Origin of the sequence: Ammonicoccus luteus, from assembly GCF_050880385.1 — a bacterium.
Lineage (GTDB): Bacteria > Actinomycetota > Actinomycetes > Propionibacteriales > Propionibacteriaceae > Enemella.
Map to the genome: position 1 here is coordinate 61,195 of NZ_JBNZCI010000002.1, position 17,929 is coordinate 79,123.

The 17,929-nt window shown below is 70.2% G+C and carries 15 protein-coding genes; 4 read left to right on the forward strand and 11 right to left on the reverse strand.

Going from position 1 to position 17,929, the window contains the following annotated elements:
• Positions 1-5 precede the first annotated feature (5 nt).
• Positions 6-962 (reverse strand): RDD family protein, encoded by a 957-nt coding sequence (locus ACQ260_RS05600; protein ID WP_432558432.1) that lies wholly within the window; start codon positions 960-962, stop codon positions 6-8.
• 74 nt (positions 963-1,036) lie between these two features.
• Between ACQ260_RS05600 and ACQ260_RS05605 the strand changes: the two genes are divergently transcribed.
• Positions 1,037-2,206: a serine/threonine-protein kinase gene (locus ACQ260_RS05605; protein WP_432558433.1), complete on the forward strand. Its 1,170-nt coding sequence runs from the start codon at positions 1,037-1,039 to the stop codon at positions 2,204-2,206.
• Positions 2,207-2,352: 146 nt separating this feature from the next.
• On the opposite strand, the gene ACQ260_RS05610 is transcribed toward ACQ260_RS05605, so the two are convergent.
• Complete coding sequence (locus ACQ260_RS05610) at positions 2,353-4,164, reverse strand: DEAD/DEAH box helicase (RefSeq protein ID WP_432558434.1); 1,812 nt, start codon at positions 4,162-4,164, stop codon at positions 2,353-2,355.
• Between the two features lie 88 nt (positions 4,165-4,252).
• On the opposite strand from ACQ260_RS05610, the gene ACQ260_RS05615 reads away from it, so the two are divergent.
• A complete protein-coding gene (locus ACQ260_RS05615) occupies positions 4,253-5,869 on the forward strand; it encodes an FAD-dependent oxidoreductase (protein ID WP_432558435.1) in 1,617 nt (538 codons plus the stop codon).
• Here the strand turns inward: ACQ260_RS05615 and ACQ260_RS05620 are convergent.
• Positions 5,839-7,230, reverse strand: coding sequence for an MFS transporter (locus tag ACQ260_RS05620; protein WP_432558436.1), 1,392 nt, complete (start codon positions 7,228-7,230; stop codon positions 5,839-5,841). The genes ACQ260_RS05615 and ACQ260_RS05620 overlap by 31 nt on opposite strands.
• A gap of 70 nt (positions 7,231-7,300) precedes the next feature.
• Here ACQ260_RS05620 and ACQ260_RS05625 point away from each other — a divergent pair, with 70 nt between their 5' ends.
• Together ACQ260_RS05625 and ACQ260_RS05630 are read left to right on the forward strand one after the other, a co-directional pair.
• A complete protein-coding gene (locus tag ACQ260_RS05625; RefSeq protein ID WP_432558437.1) occupies positions 7,301-7,588 on the forward strand; it encodes a DUF3039 domain-containing protein in 288 nt (95 codons plus the stop codon).
• A gap of 11 nt (positions 7,589-7,599) precedes the next feature.
• Positions 7,600-8,145: a SixA phosphatase family protein gene (locus tag ACQ260_RS05630; protein ID WP_432558438.1), complete on the forward strand. Its 546-nt coding sequence runs from the start codon at positions 7,600-7,602 to the stop codon at positions 8,143-8,145.
• On the opposite strand, the gene ahcY is transcribed toward ACQ260_RS05630, so the two are convergent.
• The 8 genes from ahcY to ACQ260_RS05670 all read right to left on the reverse strand — a co-directional run bounded on the left by ahcY (position 8,139) and on the right by ACQ260_RS05670 (position 17,832).
• Entirely contained in the window at positions 8,139-9,569 is a 1,431-nt protein-coding gene (ahcY, locus tag ACQ260_RS05635; protein ID WP_432558439.1) for an adenosylhomocysteinase, read from the reverse strand. The genes ACQ260_RS05630 and ahcY overlap by 7 nt on opposite strands.
• 107 nt (positions 9,570-9,676) lie before the next feature.
• Positions 9,677-10,702 carry an SIS domain-containing protein gene (locus ACQ260_RS05640; protein ID WP_432558440.1) on the reverse strand — a complete coding sequence of 342 codons (1,026 nt, stop codon included), beginning with the start codon at positions 10,700-10,702 and terminating at the stop codon, positions 9,677-9,679.
• The gene (locus ACQ260_RS05645) at positions 10,699-10,899 is read right to left on the reverse strand and encodes a Trm112 family protein (RefSeq protein ID WP_432558441.1); all 201 of its coding nucleotides are present in this window, start codon (positions 10,897-10,899) and stop codon (positions 10,699-10,701) included. Before ACQ260_RS05645 ends, ACQ260_RS05640 begins: the two co-directional genes overlap by 4 nt.
• Positions 10,900-10,901: 2 nt before the next feature.
• Complete coding sequence (locus tag ACQ260_RS05650) at positions 10,902-12,272, reverse strand: phosphohexomutase domain-containing protein (protein ID WP_432558442.1); 1,371 nt, start codon at positions 12,270-12,272, stop codon at positions 10,902-10,904.
• A 53-nt stretch (positions 12,273-12,325) separates the two neighbouring features.
• Positions 12,326-12,700 (reverse strand): DUF3499 domain-containing protein, encoded by a 375-nt coding sequence (locus ACQ260_RS05655; protein WP_432558443.1) that lies wholly within the window; start codon positions 12,698-12,700, stop codon positions 12,326-12,328.
• Positions 12,701-12,752: 52 nt separating this feature from the next.
• Entirely contained in the window at positions 12,753-13,196 is a 444-nt protein-coding gene (locus tag ACQ260_RS05660; RefSeq protein ID WP_432558444.1) for a metallopeptidase family protein, read from the reverse strand.
• A complete protein-coding gene (locus ACQ260_RS05665; RefSeq protein ID WP_432558445.1) occupies positions 13,196-14,602 on the reverse strand; it encodes a DUF5719 family protein in 1,407 nt (468 codons plus the stop codon). The genes ACQ260_RS05660 and ACQ260_RS05665 overlap by 1 nt, the downstream gene beginning before the upstream one ends.
• On the reverse strand, positions 14,599-17,832 hold the full coding sequence (locus tag ACQ260_RS05670) for a glycosyltransferase family 2 protein (protein WP_432558446.1): 3,234 nt from the start codon (positions 17,830-17,832) through the stop codon (positions 14,599-14,601). Before ACQ260_RS05670 ends, ACQ260_RS05665 begins: the two co-directional genes overlap by 4 nt.
• Between the last annotated feature and the right edge of the window lie 97 nt (positions 17,833-17,929).

Genomic DNA, 17,929 nt, shown 5'->3' on the forward strand with positions numbered 1-17,929 from the left:
AGGCCTCAGCGATGGCTCTGTCGACGCCCCTCCTCGCGGACGACCTGAGTGCGTGCCGCCTTGTCGTGGAGCGTCTGCTTCTTGCGGTCCCACAGGGGGAAGAGATAGTCCACGAGCGAAACGAACGGGAGGATCGCCAGCAACTGCGTCGCCACGGGCCGCAGCCACGCCTTGCCGGGCTGCAGACCGGGTCCGCTGTGCCCTTCATCGACGGGCACGACGCGCAGCCGGAACAGCATCTTCCCCAGCGTCGCGCCGCGGGCGCTGAGCATCAGGCCGGAATAGACGATGAACAGCACCACGGTCACGACGTTGAGGATCATGAGCTCGGGCGTGTTCATCATCCCGAGGAACTCACCGAAGTTCAGTTGGCCACCGGTCGTCAGCACCTCGGTGAGATAGGCCGAGGCGGCATTCTGGCCTCGAGCGACACCGTCACCCAGCGGCGTCAACGCGGCGATGATCTGCACCACGGCATTGAGCAGGAAATAATCGACGAGGTACGCCCCCGCGCGGTGCCACCAGCCCGCCAGCGGGACTCCGTCGGCGGTCGCGGGCACCATGCGGTACGCCAGCCCACCCTGCCCCGGCGCGCCCGGCGCGAAGCTCCCGCCCGGTGGCCCATAGGGCGTTTGGCCGGGAGGCCCGGGCGGCATCTGGCCGGGGGAGCCGTACGGCGACGACTGCCCGTACGACCCGGAGGACTGGCCGTACGCACCGGACTGGCCGTACGCACCGGACTGGCCGTACGCACCGGACTGGCCATAGGACCCGGCCTCGTTCCGGGCGCCCCGTCGGTGGTCAGCGCTCCCCCCGCTGCGCGGCCGGACGTTGCGGGTCCACTGCCAGCCGTCCCAATAGCGCTCACGTTGGGCGTCGACGGGGTCCTCGTACCACCCGCCCGGTGCCGCATGCCGACCTGGCGGGGCGGGGGGACTGCCGACAGGAATCTCGTCACTCACCACCCCAGCATGCCACGCGCGCCAGGAACGAAAGCCGGCCCGAGATCCGTCCGTGGGTGACAATGATGGTCACCATGCAGAGAATCGGTCGGTACCGCCTCGTGCGCCGCCTCGGCGCTGGGTCCTTCGCGACCGTGTGGCTCGGCCGCGACGACGATCTCGATGTCGATGTCGCGGTCAAAGTCCTCGCCGACAACTGGTCCACCAACGACGACGTGCGCAATCGGTTCCTCGCCGAGGCACGCCTCATGCGTCGCATCCGCGACGAACGGATCGTGCGCGTCTATGACATCGGCACGCTCGCCGACGGTCGGCCGTATTTCGTCATGGACTACTGCGATGCCGGTTCGCTCAACGATCTGCGGCACAACCCGATCGAGCCCGCGCGCACGCTGCGGCTGTGCGCCGAGGCCTGCCGGGCTCTCCACGTCCTGCACCGCCACCACGTGATCCACCGCGACGTGACGCCGGGCAATCTGCTGCTCGATTCCACCCCGGACGGTTCGGTGCGCGTCCTGCTCGCCGACCTCGGCGTGGCGAAGGAGATGGTGGATCAACAGGCGGCGACGATGACGGCGGGTACGCCGGCTTTCATGGCCCCGGAGCAGGCCATGGGCGGAGCGCTCGGGCCTTGGTCGGACATCTATGCCATGGCCTGCGTCACGCATGCGGTCCTGACCGGCCGGCCGCCGTTCGCGGTCAAGACCGTCCACGACGTGATGGCCCGGGGCCAGCAGGACGGGCCTGCGCCGCTCGCGGCCCGGATCGGCGCTCCCCCAGAGCTCGATGGACTCCTGCAGGCCGCACTCTCGGTCGACCCGGCCCGCCGGCCGGCAACTGCTGAGCTGATGGGGACCGCACTCGACCAGCTCGCCGATGCCACCGCCGGACGGGCCGCCACATTCGCTGGGCCGCCGACGATCGATCCCGAGGTGACGCGGCAGCGCTTCCCGTCGCCAGCAGCGGGGGTCGGCGTACGACCACCCACCGGCCAACCACCCAACAGCCCGCTGCCCACCGGCCAACCACCCAACAGCCCGCTGCCCACCGGCCAACCGCCGGCAGGTCCCACGACCGCACAGTTCCCGCCGGCGGTGAACCGCCCGGCCATGTCAGCAACTCCGCTGGAGGCCAACTCCCCGGCGCATGCGGTCACCCCTGCGTGGCAATTCTGGACGCTCGTCGGATTGATCGCCGCACTGGTCTTCATCGGCGTCATGTTCCTGACGTTAATTGCGCTCTGACCGCGATTGCCCTCTGACGTGCTCCCGACCGCCCCTCCGGAAGGAGTGGTCGAGCCGTCGTGTTCTGACCCGTCCCACGGGTCAAAACACAACGACGCGAACCCACCTACCGGAAGACCGCGATCCGGCGGGCCGCACGGTTCCGCTCAACTCTTGCGCGTGACCGCCCACTGGCGGATGAGATCGATGCGCTCCTGCAGCTGGGTCGCGTCCGCCGCCGCGGTCGGTGGCCCGCCGGTCGCCTCGCGCAGCTGGTTGTGGATCACCCCGTGGGGCTGTGCCGTGCGGTGGTGCCAGGCGCCGACGAGCCCGTTGAGTTCCTTGCGCAGTTCCCGCAGCTGCTGGTGGGTGGCCTGGGCAGCAGCTCGTTCGGCTGCCCTCTCGTCCGAGGTCGGGCCCGACGTGCGCACGAGGTGTTCGGCCTGGCGTCGGCGCAGCAGATCCTTGACCTGGTCGGGTTCGAGCAAACCGGGCAGGCCGAGGTAGTCCTGCTCCTCCTCGGACCCGGCCATGGCCTGCAGCCCGAACTCGCCGCCGTCGAACACCACCTTGTCGAAGTCCGCCTCGCTGGCGAGTGCGGTGAACTCGCCGTCCTCGAGCAGTTCGGAACTGGCCTGCTCCTCCCGCTGCGCCTCGGCGATGAGGAGGTCCTCCTCACTGTCGACGCCGCCGGTGATCTTGAGCACGTGATCGCGTTGAGCTTCGAGTTCGGAGGCGTACGCCAACAAGCGCGACACACTCGGCACGAACACCGATGCGGTCTCCCCCTTCGCGCGCGCCCGCACGAACCGGCCGACGGCCTGTGCGAAGAAGAGGGGGGTGAGCGTGGTCGTGGCGTACACCCCGACCGCCAAGCGCGGCACATCCACGCCCTCCGACACCATCCGGACCGCGACCATCCAGCGATCGTCGGACTCGCTGAATTTCGTGATCTTCTTGCTCGAGCCGGGCTCGTCGGAGAGCACGACCGTCGGACGGTGGTGGGTGAGTTGGTGGAGGATGCGGGCGTACGCGCGTGCCTTCTCCTGGTCCGAGGCGATCACGAGGCCGCCGGCGTCGGGGACATGGCGGCGGACTTCCGTCAAGCGCTTGTCCGCCGCCGTCAGCACCGCCGGAATCCAGGCGCCGTTCGGGTCCAGCGCGGTCCGCAGAGCCTGCGACTCCAAGTCGCGGGTGAGCGGGGTCCCCAGGCGCGCAGCCACCTCGTCGCCGGCGCGCGTGCGCCAGTGCATATCCCCCGAATAGGACAGGAAGAGCACCGGCCGGACGATGCCGTCGGCGAGCGCTTCGCCATAGCCATAGGAGAAATCCGCCGCAGATCTCAGGGCGCCGGTGCCGTCAGGCTCATAGCGGACGAACGGAATGGGGTTGGTGTCGGAGCGAAAGGGGGTCCCGGTCAACGCCAACCGGCGGCTCGCCGGATCGAACGCCTCGCGGACCGCGTCGCCCCAGCTCAGCGCGTCGCCCGCGTGGTGGATCTCGTCGAGGATCACGAGCGTGGACTGCTGCTCGATGCGGATCCGCAGGGCGAGCGGGTTCATCGCCACGCCCGCATAGGTCAGCGCGAACCCGTCGAACGCCTTGGACGTCCTGCCCTGCTTCACCCCGAAGTCCGGATCGATGTTGATCCCCACCCGGTGCGCCGCCTCCGCCCACTGTGTTTTCAGGTGCTCGGTCGGCGCGACCACGACGATCCGCTGGACAACCCTGCGCTGCAGCAGATCGGCCGCCAGCGTGAGCGCGAACGACGTCTTGCCCGCCCCCGGCGTCGCCACCGCGAGGAAGTCCTTCGGGTTGGTCTCCCGATAGTGCGCCAGCGCGGCGGCCTGCCACGCACGGAGTGTCTTGACCGTGCCCCACGCGGCCTTGGCAGGATAGGCGGGCGACAGACCCTTGGCACGCAGGTCGGGCAGGCCCCCGTCGGCGGCCCCGGTGCTGAAGAGGTCGGGTTCGGTCATCGAGCCCATGTTAGGCAGGCGTTGGGTGTTGTTCCCAACGGTGGGACACGGAACGGGGGATATACCCCCAGGGGCATAAGGTGCGGATATGCGAGTGGTTGTCATCGGTGGAGTCGCCGGCGGAATGAGCGCGGCGGCACGGTTGCGTCGGTTGGAAGAGCACGCAGAGATCGTGGTAGTGGAGCGGAGTGGCAACGTCTCGTTCGCGAACTGCGGCCTCCCCTATCACGTGGGCGGGGTGATCGAGGAGCGTTCGGCGCTCCTGCTGCAGACCCCGCAGTCCCTGGCAGCGCGCTTCGGGATCGACGTGCGCGTGCGCACCGAGGCCACCCGCATCGACCGTGAGCGCAAGATCGTCTGCGTGCGGTCGCTGGACGACGGTTCGGAGACCGAACTCGCGTACGACAAAGTCATCCTCTCCCCCGGCGCCCGCCCCGTGCGCCCGCCGATCCCCGGCATCGAGCGCGCGCTGTCGCTGCGCGACGTCGAGGACACAGACGCGATGGTTGCGGCCGTCGGGGAGGCGAAAACCGCCGTGGTGATCGGAGGCGGCTTCATCGGGCTCGAAGTCGCGGAGAACCTCCTGCACAGGGGCCTCCAGGTGGCGGTCGTCGAGGCCACCGACCAGGTGATGGCGCCGTTGGACCCGGAGATGGTCCAGCCGGTGCACCAGGTTCTGCGTGATGCGGGCATCGACCTGCGGCTCGGTGCGGCGGTCACCGAGGTCGGCGCGACCGACGTCGCCCTGGCCGACGGCACGCGGCTGCCGGCCGATCTGGTGGTGGCGGCTATCGGCGTACGCCCGGACTCCGCCCTGGCCGAATCCGCCGGGCTGGCGGTCGGTGAGCGGGGCGGGATCGTCGTCGACGAATTCCACCGCACCGACGATTCCGACATCTACGCGGTCGGCGACGCGGTCGAGAAGATCGACCGGCTGACCGGCAAGCCCGCGATGATCCCGCTGGCGAACACCGCGAACCTCCAGGGCCGGCGGGTCGCCGACCACATCGCCGGGCTCTCCGGCGCGGGCCGCCCCACCCAGGGCACCGCGATCGTGGGCATCCTCGGGCTCCAGGTCGCCTCGACCGGCTGGAACGAGAAGAAGCTGCGGGAGACCGGGCGGGCGCACCTCGCGATCCACACCCATCCGGCCTCCCACGCGACGTACTATCCCGGCGCCGAGACGATGGCGCTCAAGCTGCTCGTGGATCCGGAGACCGACGAGATCCTGGGCGCGCAGGGCGTCGGCCGCGACGGTGTGGACCGCCGCATCGACGTGATCGCCACCGCCATGCAGGGCGGGCTGAAGGCGAGTGAGCTTGCCGAGTTGGAGTTGGCGTACGCGCCCCAGTTCTCCTCCGCCAAGGATCCGGTCAACATGCTCGGCTTCATTGCCGAGAACCACCGGACCGGCATGACCAGCTCGATCCAGTGGCACGAGCTCGACGAGGCGATGGCCGACGGCGCGGCGTTGATCGACGTGCGGACTCCCGGCGAGTTCGCGGCCGGCGCGATCCCGGGCGCCATCAACATTCCGGTGGACGATCTCCGGGAGCGGCTGGACGAGCTCCCCGAGGGTGAGCTGCTCGTCCACTGTGCGGTCGGCATCCGCGGGCACATCGCGACGCGCCTGCTCGCCGCGCACGGGCGCGAAGCACGGAACCTGAGTGGGGGCTATCGCACCTGGGTCTCGGGCACCGCATAGGACCGGACCGGGCCGATCCGCGCGGCGGCCAACACGCCGATGCATGCGACGGCGATCATCGCGGTCAGCGGTGCGCCGAACCCGACGACCGGTGCCGCGGTGAAGTGGAGCGCGGCGAAGATCGTCCCGGCGAGGCCGGTGATGACGGAGTTGCCGAGCGATTCGCCGGAAGTGATCGCCGAGGCGTTGCGTCCCTGCTGGGACGGCGGGGAGAACGCCATCTGGGCGAGACCCGTGCTGGCGATCACCAGCCCCATGCCGAATCCGGCGAGGGGCCAGATGAGCCACGCCACGCCCACCCAGAGCCCCGGCAGCCACGCCACCAGCGCCGTGCCCGCGATGCCGAGCGCCACTGCGATCGCGCCCCACACGATCATCATGTGCCGCTCGACGCGGAACCACGGCCGGGACTGGAGCCAGGATCCGATGAACCAGCCCACCGAGCCGATCGTGAGCATCATGCCGGCGCGGGTGAGGCTCTGCCCGTGCAGTTCAACCAGCATGAGCGGGATGAACGCCTCGGCCCCGAAGAACGAGCCGGCCACCAGTGCCCGGGTCATCATGACCGAGGGCAACCCCTGGCCGAACCGGAGGAACCCCGCGGGCATGAGCCGCGGCAGGCCCAGCGCCAACAGCACCACACCCGCGACACCCGCGATGACCGCCACGAGCCAATCGCGGTCATCGGCGAAGCGCTGGCCGGCGTACTGCACGAGAACCGCACCACCCGACAACACCAACCCGATCCACGCGGGCACAGGATTGGCGCCTTCACGGACCTTGTGAAGCGACTGCAGCCGGATCAGCGGCGGGAGGACCAGGATGGCGGCGAGACCCATGAGGGGCACGATGCCGAGGAAGACCCAGTGCCAACTCCAGGTCTTCGTCACCCACGCCGCGACCGGCGGGCCGACGAAGGCCGGCAGGATCCAGCACGCGGAGAACAGGGTCATCATGAGCGGCCGGGACTTCTCCGGATAGGCATGGGCCACGACGAAATAGAGCCCGACGTTGAGCCCGCCCGCGCCGAGTCCTTGGATGAGCCTGCCGATCAGCAGCCACGCCATGGTGGGCGCGAAACCCGCGATCAGCAGTCCGACCGCGAACACCACCAGCGCAACCGCGAGTGGCGGGAGCGGGCCGCGGCGGTCCGCGAGCCGACCGGCGGCGACGGCGCCGGTGAGCATACCGACCATGTAGAGGCTGAAGGCCCAGGCATACAGCTCGATCTGACCCAGGTCCTGCGCGGCGGCCGGCATCGCGGTCGCCACGGCGATGCCCTCGAACGCCGCCGCGAACACCCCGGCCAGCATGCCGACCGCCAAGGGGCGCAGATCGGGACCGGAAGGTGATGTTCGCACCGGCCCATCCCATCGGGCGCGGCGGCGGCGGTCAAACCGGTCCCCCGGCGGGGTCGCGTACGATGACCATGTGACCGAGCAGCAATTGAGCCCAGGCGCCCAGACCATCCTGGATGAGCGGACCGAATACCGCTATCAAGAAGGCGACCACGAGCGGTTCTCGCACTATGTGCCGAAGGACAAGCTGATGGAGGCGATGGTGATGGGGACACCGGTGGTCGCCCTGTGCGGAAAGGTGTGGATCCCGTCCCGGAACCCTGATCGTTTCCCGGTCTGCCCGCAGTGCAAGGAAATCTGGGAATCGATGAATCCCGGCGAGGGTGGCGACGGCGGCGACGGTTCGGGAAGCGACGCCTGACCATGGCCGGCGTGCCGTGCTCCGACCGCATCCTGGTGGTGCTGCGGCACGCCAAGTCGAGTTGGTCCACCGGACTGCCTGATCACGAGCGGCCGCTGTCCACCCGGGGGCGCCGCGATGGTGTGGCCGCCGGCGAATGGCTGGCAACCCGGGGGATCGTGCCGGACAAGGTGATCGTGTCGACGGCCGAGCGGACGCGGCAGACGCTGGCGCGCGTGCTGGCCGGGGGCGCCCGAGTGGGGCGGGTTGAGCATCTGCGCGAGATCTATGACGCCGACGAGCACGACCTGCTCGAGTTGGTGCAGGCAAGCGACAACGCCGTGCACACCTTGATGGTGATCGGACACAACCCGAGCCTGGAGAGCTTCGTCCGCCTGCTCGCTCGCCGCGTGGGCAACCACGAATGGTGGGCGTCGATGGACACGAAGTTCCCGACGTCCGCGATCGCGGTCATCGGCTTCGACGGGGATTGGCAGGACGTCGAGCCGGGCGTGGGCGCGTTGTTGCACTATGCGGTGCCCCGCGGCGCACGCCCGGCCACGACCGTCAATCAGTAGCGGTAGCTGTCCGCCTTGTAAGGCCCCTCGACCGGGATGCCGAGATAGTCCGCCTGCTGCTGCGTGAGCGTGGTCAGTCGGACCCCCAGCGAAGCGAGGTGCAGTCGGGCCACTTCCTCGTCCAGATGCTTGGGCAGCACATAGACGCCGGTGGGATAGGCGGTGGTGTTGGCGTACAACTCGATCTGGGCGAGCACCTGGTTGGTGAACGAGTTGCTCATCACGAAGCTCGGATGGCCGGTCGCGTTGCCGAGGTTGAGCAAGCGGCCCTCGGACAGGACGAGGATCGAGTGGCCGGCCGGGAAGCGCCACTCGTGCACCTGCGGCTTGATCTCGATCTTCTCGATGCCGTCGATCTTCGCGAGTCCAGCCATGTCGATCTCGTTGTCGAAGTGACCGATGTTGCCGACGATCGCCTGATGCTTCATGCGGCTCATGTGCTCGGCGGTGATGACGTCGAAGCAGCCGGTCGCCGTGACGAAGATGTCAGCCGTCTCGACGACCTCGTCGAGCGTGGCGACCTGATAGCCGTCCATCGCCGCCTGCAGCGCACAGATCGGGTCGATCTCCGTGACGATCACACGGGCGCCCTGACCGCGCAGGGACTCGGCGCAGCCCTTGCCGACATCGCCATAGCCGCAGACGACCGCCACCTTGCCGCCGATGAGCACGTCGGTGGCGCGGTTGATGCCGTCCACGAGGGAGTGGCGGCAGCCGTACTTGTTGTCGAACTTCGACTTCGTCACCGAGTCGTTCACGTTGATCGCAGGGAACAGCAGCGACCCGGCGCGCTCCATCTCATAGAGCCGGTGGACGCCGGTGGTGGTCTCCTCGGTGACACCCTTGACGGCGTTGGCGAGCGCGACCCAGTCGGTCCTCTGCTCCGCGAGGTTGCGGGCGATGAGCGCACAGATGACGTGCCACTCCTCCGGGTCGTCCTCGGTCGCGGTCGGCAACTCGCCGGACTTGACCGCCTCGACCGCGCGATGCACGAGCAGTGTCGCGTCTCCGCCGTCGTCCAGGATCATGTTCGGCGGCTGGCCGTCCGGCCAGGTGAGGATCGCTTCGGTGCAGTCCCAGTATTCCTCCAGCGATTCACCCTTCCAGGCGAAGACCGGCACACCGGCCGGCTGCTCGGCGGTGCCGGACGGGCCCACCGCGATCGCGGCTGCCGCGTGGTCCTGGGTGGAGAAAATGTTGCAGGAGGCCCAGCGCACCTCGGCTCCGAGGGCGACCAGGGTCTCGATGAGCACGGCGGTCTGCACGGTCATGTGCAGCGAACCGGCGATCCGCGCTCCGGCGAGCGGTTGCTCGGCGGCATAGCGTTCCCGCATCGCCATCAGCCCCGGCATCTCATGCTCGGCGAGGGTGATCTCCTTGCGCCCGAACTCGGCCAGGGACAGGTCTGCGACACGAAAATCCATGATGCTGAGCCTAGTGGGCGCAGCCACCGGTCCCGGCCGTGCCCGCCGGGAGGGTGCAGCGGTCGTCGCGTTCTGACCCGTCCGGCGGGTCAAAGCACGAGGAGTCGTCAGCGCTCCGCCGAGTCGCTGCCGAGACCGACCTCGAGGTACGCCGCAGCGAACCAGCCGGTCTGCAACAGCGACGCATAGCGTTCGATCTCCGAACCGTCGTGATGGATGATCTGGCAGAACCGGATGTCGCGCACCTCGGCCTTGCCGCGCAGGCGGTTGCGCGCCACGTGGACTGCATCGTCGCCGAGTCCGTCGTCGAGGACGAGCAGCGCCGGACGCCGGTCGGCGGCCGACTGCAGGAACGGGTCGGCGAACGGGTCATGGGCCATGGCAGCGTCCATGACGATCTCCAGTTCGCCCGAGTCAGCGGCCAACGCGGGACGACCGCTGGCGGCCCGGAGCGCTTCGGACACGCGCCGCGCGGCGCGAGCGGCCAGCACCGAACCACCCCAGACCAGCGGCAGGGCATCCGCCATGGACAGCGCCAGATCCTTGGCCGGGTTCACCGCGAGATCGACGAACGGCGAGCAGTCCTCGGCGACCTTGTCCATGGCGTCCGCGACCCGCTGCGGGTCGACTTCCGGACCCAGGTGCATGCGGGCGAGCGCGCCCAGCATCTGCACCGCCACCGCGAGGCTGTCACCGGTGCTGGTCGGCAGGAGGGTTGTGGCGCGGGATCCTGCGTACTCTGCGATCGACGACGCCGGCGGACACGCGATGATGATCGAGCAGCCGCGCCGGACGGCCTCGTGGACCGTCGCGATGAGATCCGGCGACCCGCCGTCCGGGGCCATGACGACCACCAGGTCGAGCGTGCCGACCCAGCCGGGAAGGCCATGTCGCGGCCAAGCGACGAACGGCACCGGAGCGGTCGGCTCGAGCATCGCCCGCACCAGCCGTGCCTCGGCCCCGACGGCGATGATCGCGCGTGGTTTCGACGGTTCGAGCGAAGCGATCGGGCCGGCGGATTTTTCGGCTTCGATGCGTACGCGAGCGCCGGCGCTCGCCAACCGCCGCAGAAGATCGTCTGCCCGGGCTAGGGCCGCGGCATCCTCGAGCCGGCTGTCGTCGAACTCGGTCATGCCGGAGAACTGCCGGACGACCGCGCCGGACGGGCCTCGTCGACGAGCAGGATCGGAATGCGGCCCTCCACCGGGAAGGCGAGCCCGCAGCCGGTGCCCGTGCAGACGAGCTCGGAACGCTCGGGGTCGACGGCGAACGAGGAGTGGCAGTTCGGGCACGCCAGCACCTCGAGAACTTCGGGATCCAGATCGATCATGGTCACTCCCCTCGCACCAGCGCGAGCACTTCGTCGCGGAGTTCCGCCATGTGCTCCGGCCTGCGGGACTCGACGTTGAGACGCAGCAACGGCTCGGTGTTGGACGGCCGCAGGTTCACCCACCAGTCGTTGCCCTCCACCAGCAACCCATCGGGGAAGTGGACCTGGCCACGGCCCTCGAATGCCTTGGCCACGCGGTTCATCGTGGCGTTCGCGTCGGTGACGGTGGAGTTGATCTCGCCGGAGTTGGCGTATCGATCGAAACGCTTGACGAGTTGGGACAGCGGCTCGTCGGTGTTGCCGAGCATCGCGAGGACATGGAGGCCGGCCAGCATCCCGGTGTCGGCTCCCCAGAACTCACGGAAGTAGTAATGGGCCGAATGCTCGCCGCCGAAGATCGCGTCGTGCTCGGCCATGGCTGCCTTGACATAGGTGTGGCCGACCCGCGAGATGACCGTGTGGCCGCCCTCTTCCTCGACGACCTCCTTCACCGTCCGGGAGGTGATCGTGTTGATGACGATCGTTGCGCCCGGCTCCTGCGCGAGTTCCTGGCTCGCGATGAGGGCGGTGACGACCGACGGGTTCACGACCTCACCGGTCTCGTCGATGATGAAGCAGCGATCCGCGTCGCCGTCGAACACGAGCGCCAGATCCGCGCCGTGTTCCTGCACCGCCCGCTGGGCATCCACGAGGTTCTCGGGCTCCAGCGGGTTGGGCTGGTGGTTGGGAAACGTGCCGTCCGGCTCCATGAAGAGCCCGATGAGCTCGACATCGATCCCCTCGAACACGACCGGGACCGTGTGACCGGCCATGCCGTTGCCCGCGTCGACGACGACCTTGAGCCGGCGGATCTCGCTGGTGTCGACGAGCGACCGGATGTGCTCCGCATAGGGCTGCAGCAGATCCTGGTGCCGCAACCGGCCGAGCGCGCGTCCGGTCGGCGAGTTCTGCCGCGCCTCGAAGTCGAACGCCCGGCGCGCGATGTCGATCAATTGATGCGGCGTCACCGGCCGCGCGCCACTGACGCAGAACTTGATGCCGTTGTAGGTCGCCGGGTTGTGCGAGGCAGTGAACTGAACGCCGGGCAGCTCGAGGCGACCCGATGCGTACCACAACTGATCCGTGCTCGACAGGCCGATGTCGACCACGTCGACGCCGAGAGACATCGCGCCGCGGGCGAACGCCGCGCTGAGTTCCTCACCCGTCTCCCGCATGTCCCGACCGAGCACGAACGCTTTCTCCGCACGGAACAGATCGAGCGTCTCGACGAAGGCGACACCGAGCGCATAGGCGCCGTCGGCATCCCACTGGGCATCCGGGCCGCCGGAGAGGCCCCGGATGTCGTTGGCTTTGAAGATCTCTTGCGTCAGCATCACTCGGCAGCCTACCCCGCCGGGGCGGAGCGGCCCACGCCCCGGAAGGGGTGTCAGGCGTCGGGGTCGGCGAGGACCGTGAGATGCCGGCGGCGAGCGAGCTCCACGACTCCGGTCGGCGCCGGTTCCGCGGCGGCCTGGCCGTGCGGTTCATAGGCGAACCCGACCTCGCGGACCGCGTTCGCCAGCGCGAGCAGGTCGTCATCGGAGCGCACGGGTTGCGGATCGTCGCCCACCGGCAGGCGGATGATCTCCCACCCGCGCGGGGCCGACAGGCCGGCCGCATGGTGCCTGCACATGTCATAGCTGCCGGGCTCGTGACGGTGGGCGAGGGGCCCGAGGACTGCGGTCGAATCGGCATAGACATAGGTCAGGGTCGCCGTGGCAGCGGCCGAACAGCCGGTCTTGGAGCACACCCTTGGTTTCACGCGAGTCAACCTAACCTCTGGCCCGACTCCCCCAGGGGTGCCACGCGGAAACTCACCAGTCGGTGTCCAAGCCGTAACCCTCGGGGTCGATCGACTCCTGGGTCAGCCCCGTCAGTGCAGCGAGCTGCTCGACGATCGTGCGATGCACCAGGATCCGCAGCCCCCGCCGGCTGGCGGCCCGGTGCTCCAACGGTCGGCGATAGACGACGACTCGCGCGGGGTGGTCGTCGCCGGCTTCGATCGCCGCGGCCAGCGGGACCTGGTTGCCGCTCCACGCGACCGGAAGGTGCGGCACCTCCTCCACGCCGAGTTCGACGCCCCGCAACGCCTCGGGGCAGTGCTTGTTGATCCGAGCCGCCGACCCCGCGACGCACTCGGTGAAGAAGTCGTCCCGGCTGTGGCTCCGACGGAGTCGGACCGTGGCTCCGTGCTCGTTGGGCAGCGCGAGCGGTCCGCGCAGCCCCCGACCATGCCGATCCCTGCGACGGTTCCCCATCAGCGACCGGCTCCCGGATCGAAGACCGGCTCGATGCCGCCGCCCTGTTCCTGCGCGGGCACCGACAACGGCGAGGTCGCGAGACCGCCGGCCGGGGCCTCACCCGAGGTGAGCACGAGTCCGGCGTACGCGCTCCCGCCGGCAGGCGCGCGGACGAGCACGGCGGCCGGACGGTCGATCCCGTCGATGATCCAGGGGGCGGTGGATCCCGGAGGTACGCGAACCTCGGTCGCCCCCAACTCCGCTCCGTCGGTCCCGACCACCCGCGCCGGCACCGTGATCTCCTGCTCGCCCGGGTTGGTGACCAGGAGGGTGCCCCGGACACCTTGGGCCACGGCCACGCCACCGATGCTGGTCGCCGACAGCGCGGGGCTCGACGGTTGCACCGCGATATCGGCGAGCGGATCGTCACCGCTGCGGGACACGACGGCCGCGGTCAGCGGCTGTTCGGCCCGGATCCGGACCGCACCAGGTTCGCCGTTGAGCGCCGGGTGAAGCGGCACCGCCGCGGTGGCTTCGGCGTTCACGTCCACGGTGCTCGCATCGACCGGGGCGAAGGTCCCGTCGGGGCCCAGCACCTCGACGGTCGCCGTGGTGCGACGCGAGCTCGGATTGGTGAGGATCAGCGTCCTGGGACCGGGGCCGGCGGGGATGCCCGCCACGACCTGCTCGGGGGCGGGCGGAGCGGACCCGACCTGCCAGTCCGTCCCGGCCGGCTGAGCCCCGGCGCTAGTGCGTTGCTGGACGACCGCGGCGACACGGCCGCGGGTGGTCCGCACCTGGAGACCGACGGGTTCTGCGCGGGTGAACAGAGTGTCGAGCGCGACGGTGCGCGCGCTCCGTGCGGGGACCGCGATCCCCCGTGCGCCCGGCGCGACCTGCAACCCGTCGGGGCCGAACAGAATCAGATCGGCCTCGGCGGAGCCGGCATCGGCGTTGATCAGCAGCACCTCGGTGCGGCCGGCGGTGCCGCCGTCGGGATCGGACACCAGACCGGTGAACCACGTAGTGGTCGCCGGGGTGCCGCAGCGCGCCATCGAAAGGCCGCGTTCCGGGCCCTCGGCATGGCGGGCGAAGACCGCGGCGGCCGCACCCTCGTTCTGGCGGCCCTCGGCGATCATGACCACTGGGTTGCTCTGGTCGGTCAACGTGAGGCCGCGCCCGGCAGGCACCGGGGAGGCCCGCTCCTCGGTGATGGGCCGGGTGTTGAGCGCGCCCCAGGTGGTGGTGGAGACCAGGTTGACGGTCGGCGCCGCGGGGCACACGGTGACCGTGCGGCCGTCCGGATCGACCGGTGGGAGCGGCCGAGGTTCGCTGACCGGCAGCGCTGCGCCGCCGAGGGTGGCGCCGGCGATGGCGAGACAGAGGCCACCCACCACAGCCAGTCGGACGACGGGTGAGGTCATCGCTCCTCCTCGTTCCGGGACGTCGCACTGCGGGCGCCGACGGGGGCCACGGTCTGTCGGCCGCCGGTCAGTGCGGGGGCAGACAGGACGGCCACCACGATCAGCAGGAGGAGCTGCCCGAGCGCGAGCCATGCATGCCGCGGGGCAGGGAGATCGATCTCGAGATGGCCGGCGGCGGCCGGGAGTTCCGCGGTCGTGCGGTCGGCGGCGGTCTGGAGCGGCAACTCGTTGCCGTCGAAGCGGACCCGCCAGCGCGGATCGGTGGGCTCGTGGATCACCAGACGCCGGGGGTGGTCGACGGCGGGCAGGTCGATCTCACCGCCGCCGAAGGCGCGCGCCGGCACCACCATCCCCTCAGCACCACCGGTGATCAGATAGCGGCCCGTTGTCCCGTCCACGGCCCACACGACCGTCTCGCCGAGGACGGCTTCCGCGCCCAGCCCCGGCGTGTTGTTGATGCGAGACCGCTGTTCCTCGGTCGCGCCGCGGGCCCAGACATGGCTGACGGCCAGCGAGGCCAGGTCTTCGGCCACGCGTTCGTCCCCGGCCCCGCTGACCAGGCGGGCGACCATGCTGCTGGTGCGCTGCTGCATCGATCCGGAGCCGGCGAAGGCGAGCCCGCGGTCGGCATCACCGAGCCGGTTCTGGTCATCGGCTACCAGCGACCAGCGCGGGGCTTCGGTGGCGGCCGTGGCCGCGGGGTCGAACTCGAGCACCAGCGTCCGGGTGCGGGCATCGGACTGCATCGCGTTGCGGATGAACGGGGGCAATTCGGCCACCTCCGTGCGCCGCACCGGTCCCGCCGCACCGGCCACGACCCACCACACGATGCCGGCGAGCAGGGCGACCACAGTCGCGAGGGCGACCAGCGCCGTGCCGATGTGAGCCACACCGAAGCCACGGCGCATCAGCGCCTGGGCGACCGGGCCGAACCCGACGGCGGCCGCGAGGATGAGCCCGGCGAACGTGACGAGGAGCAGCGCCTCCACGTCGGGCCTGACCCGCGTACCCTGCGGCAACACCGTCGCCAGCCGACCACCCAGCAGCGCCGCGAACGCGAAGGCGACGAGCGCGACTCCCCAGCCGGCCCAGAGGGCAGGGCTGGCGGGTCGGATGAAGGCGGCCAGCAGGGCGAGCGCCCACAGCAGCCCGAAAAAGGCGGCACCGAGCCACAGCCAGGGCAGGCCGTCGCCGGCCGTACGCCCCAACAGCAGCGTCCAACTGTCCGACGCAGCGAGCCCCCTGAGGCCCGCATCAGGACCGACCAGGACTCTGGACCAGCTGCGGACGAGCGCCGGGAGCCACGGAAGCAGGAGGACGACGGGCACGGCGATGGCGACCGCCAGGCGCGCGAGGCGGGCGCGGTCCCGTCGGAGGAAGACGAGTCCGGCGAGCGTCGCCAGGAACACGAGGCCGGACAGCACGGGGGCGAACGCGAGGATGATGGCCAGCAGGAGCCCCGTCGACCAGGCGCTGCGCCAGGATTCCGGGCCGTCGGTGTCGCCCCGGACCAGCGCTCGAACGGCAAGGCCGAGGAGGGGCAGGAGGAGGGCGACGACGGCTACCTCGAGCAGGCCCCGGTTGACGGCCCCCAGCAGAGGGGGCACCAGTGCATAGAGCGTTGCTGCGGCGATGCGCACGCGGGCGTCGCGCACGACTCGCCGGAGGAACATGGTGGCGGTGAGCAGCGTCAGCGGGGCGCCCGCGAGCAGCAGGATGCTGACGAACCAGTCCGGCTGGCCGAAGGTCAGGGTGGAGCCCAGCGCCGTCCAGCCGAGCCACGGCGGCGGGTCGATGCCCGGGGCGCCGATGACCGGCGCGAGATAGGCCTGATAGGCAGCGCCGAGCGTGCTGCGGGCGGGCAGCAGCACATCGGAACTCAGGTGTCCGGGACGGATGAGCCCGCGGGCGGCGATCAGTGCCGACGCGGTGAGGACGATGAGCGCGATGATCAGGGGGTTGCTCAGTGCGGAGCGGTGGGGCCGGTCGGCGACCGCGGCGAACTCGTCCCCGGTCAGCTCGTCGATCGAGGTGTCGGCGTCGTGGCCGAACGACTGCTGCCAGCGGTCCGAGACGGCACCGGCGATGGCATCGACGGCGACGGCGAAGCTGGACCACCAGGGCGGGCGCAGGTCCCTCACCCGCGCCGCCGCTTCCTCCCCCGCCGAAGCGGGAAGCCGGTCCCGCAACGAGCGCGTGGGCCCGGAGTCGAAGAACCGGCCCAGGGCCTTCAGTTCGGCGCGCGACCGGTCGGGTCGTTTGGCCAGCAGGAAGCCGAGCGCGCGGAGCAGACAGCCCCACACCAATCGTGCCGACGCGAGCGACCCGCGATGTGCCGCGACTGTCCGCATGCCGAGAACGCGGTCGGTAACCTCGGGGTCGGTGCCGATCAGGCGGCTGCGACGCAGCCCGCTGCGGCCGGCCTGCCGGTGCACGATGACGGCTCCGGGGCAGGTGCGGACCCGGTGCCCCGCGCGGTTCGCGCGCCAGCCGAATTCGACACCGTCCCGGAACACCGGCAGCTCGGGCGCGAGCCCGTCCAGCGTCTCGAAGACCCGGCGGCGCACGAGCATGCCACAGGTGCTCAACCCGAGGGTCTCGGTGGAGGCATGCTGTTGCTGGTCGATCTCGCCCGGCTCGAGGTCGGAGTGCCGGCGGGCGGTGTCGGAGATCGTCACCCCGAGCTCAGCAATGCGCCGGGGGCCGTCGCCGCGTCCGGGCTGGAGGAGTTTTGGCCCGATGATGTCGGCGTCGGGGTGGGTGACGGCGCATTCGAGCAGGTGCCGCAGGGCATCCGGTGCCACGGTGATGTCGTCATGGAGGAGCCAGAGCCATTCGTCGTCGCCGATCTCGGCCCGGCTGGGATGTGCCTCCACCAGCGCCTCGATCGCCTTGCCGATGGCCCGGCCGAAGGTGTCCCGGTCCTCGGCGACGACGCCGATCGAGAACAGCTTCGAGTCCCGGAGTTGGTCGAGGCTGTCGTCGTGGGAGCCCGTGTCGACGGCGATGAACCGCTCGGGTGCCGGCTCGAGGGCCCGCAGTGACTGCAGCGTCTGCGGCAGCCACGCGCCGGCGTTGTGCGTGACGAGGACTGCGGTCACCCGCTGGTTGGAGACGTCGATCGCGGCTTGGGCCTCGACCTCGTCGACCCAGTCCCAGGCCTCATCGGCAACGATCCGGTGGGGCGCGGGCTGGCCCTGCGGGCGGACATCGTCCATGGGTGCGTTCATCAAGTCCTTTGCCGAACCCTTCCAGTCGGAGCCCCTCCGGGCGACGTTGCCCTCAGCTCTCAACCGGCCGGAACGGCTGAGGGGGCTTGCATCGCCC

What these genes read in the sequence shown, in the direction of transcription:
- ACQ260_RS05665 (WP_432558445.1), bottom strand. Translation starts at nt 14,602, where the DNA reads ATGACCTCACCCGTCGTCCGACTGGCTGTGGTGGGTGGCCTCTGTCTC.
- ahcY (WP_432558439.1), bottom strand. Translation starts at nt 9,569, where the DNA reads ATGGATTTTCGTGTCGCAGACCTGTCCCTGGCCGAGTTCGGGCGCAAG.
- ACQ260_RS05660 (WP_432558444.1), bottom strand. Translation starts at nt 13,196, where the DNA reads ATGGGGAACCGTCGCAGGGATCGGCATGGTCGGGGGCTGCGCGGACCG.
- ACQ260_RS05670 (WP_432558446.1), bottom strand. Translation starts at nt 17,832, where the DNA reads ATGAACGCACCCATGGACGATGTCCGCCCGCAGGGCCAGCCCGCGCCC.
- ACQ260_RS05615 (WP_432558435.1), top strand. Translation starts at nt 4,253, where the DNA reads ATGCGAGTGGTTGTCATCGGTGGAGTCGCCGGCGGAATGAGCGCGGCG.
- ACQ260_RS05610 (WP_432558434.1), bottom strand. Translation starts at nt 4,164, where the DNA reads ATGACCGAACCCGACCTCTTCAGCACCGGGGCCGCCGACGGGGGCCTG.
- ACQ260_RS05605 (WP_432558433.1), top strand. Translation starts at nt 1,037, where the DNA reads ATGCAGAGAATCGGTCGGTACCGCCTCGTGCGCCGCCTCGGCGCTGGG.
- ACQ260_RS05640 (WP_432558440.1), bottom strand. Translation starts at nt 10,702, where the DNA reads ATGACCGAGTTCGACGACAGCCGGCTCGAGGATGCCGCGGCCCTAGCC.
- ACQ260_RS05650 (WP_432558442.1), bottom strand. Translation starts at nt 12,272, where the DNA reads ATGCTGACGCAAGAGATCTTCAAAGCCAACGACATCCGGGGCCTCTCC.
- ACQ260_RS05645 (WP_432558441.1), bottom strand. Translation starts at nt 10,899, where the DNA reads ATGATCGATCTGGATCCCGAAGTTCTCGAGGTGCTGGCGTGCCCGAAC.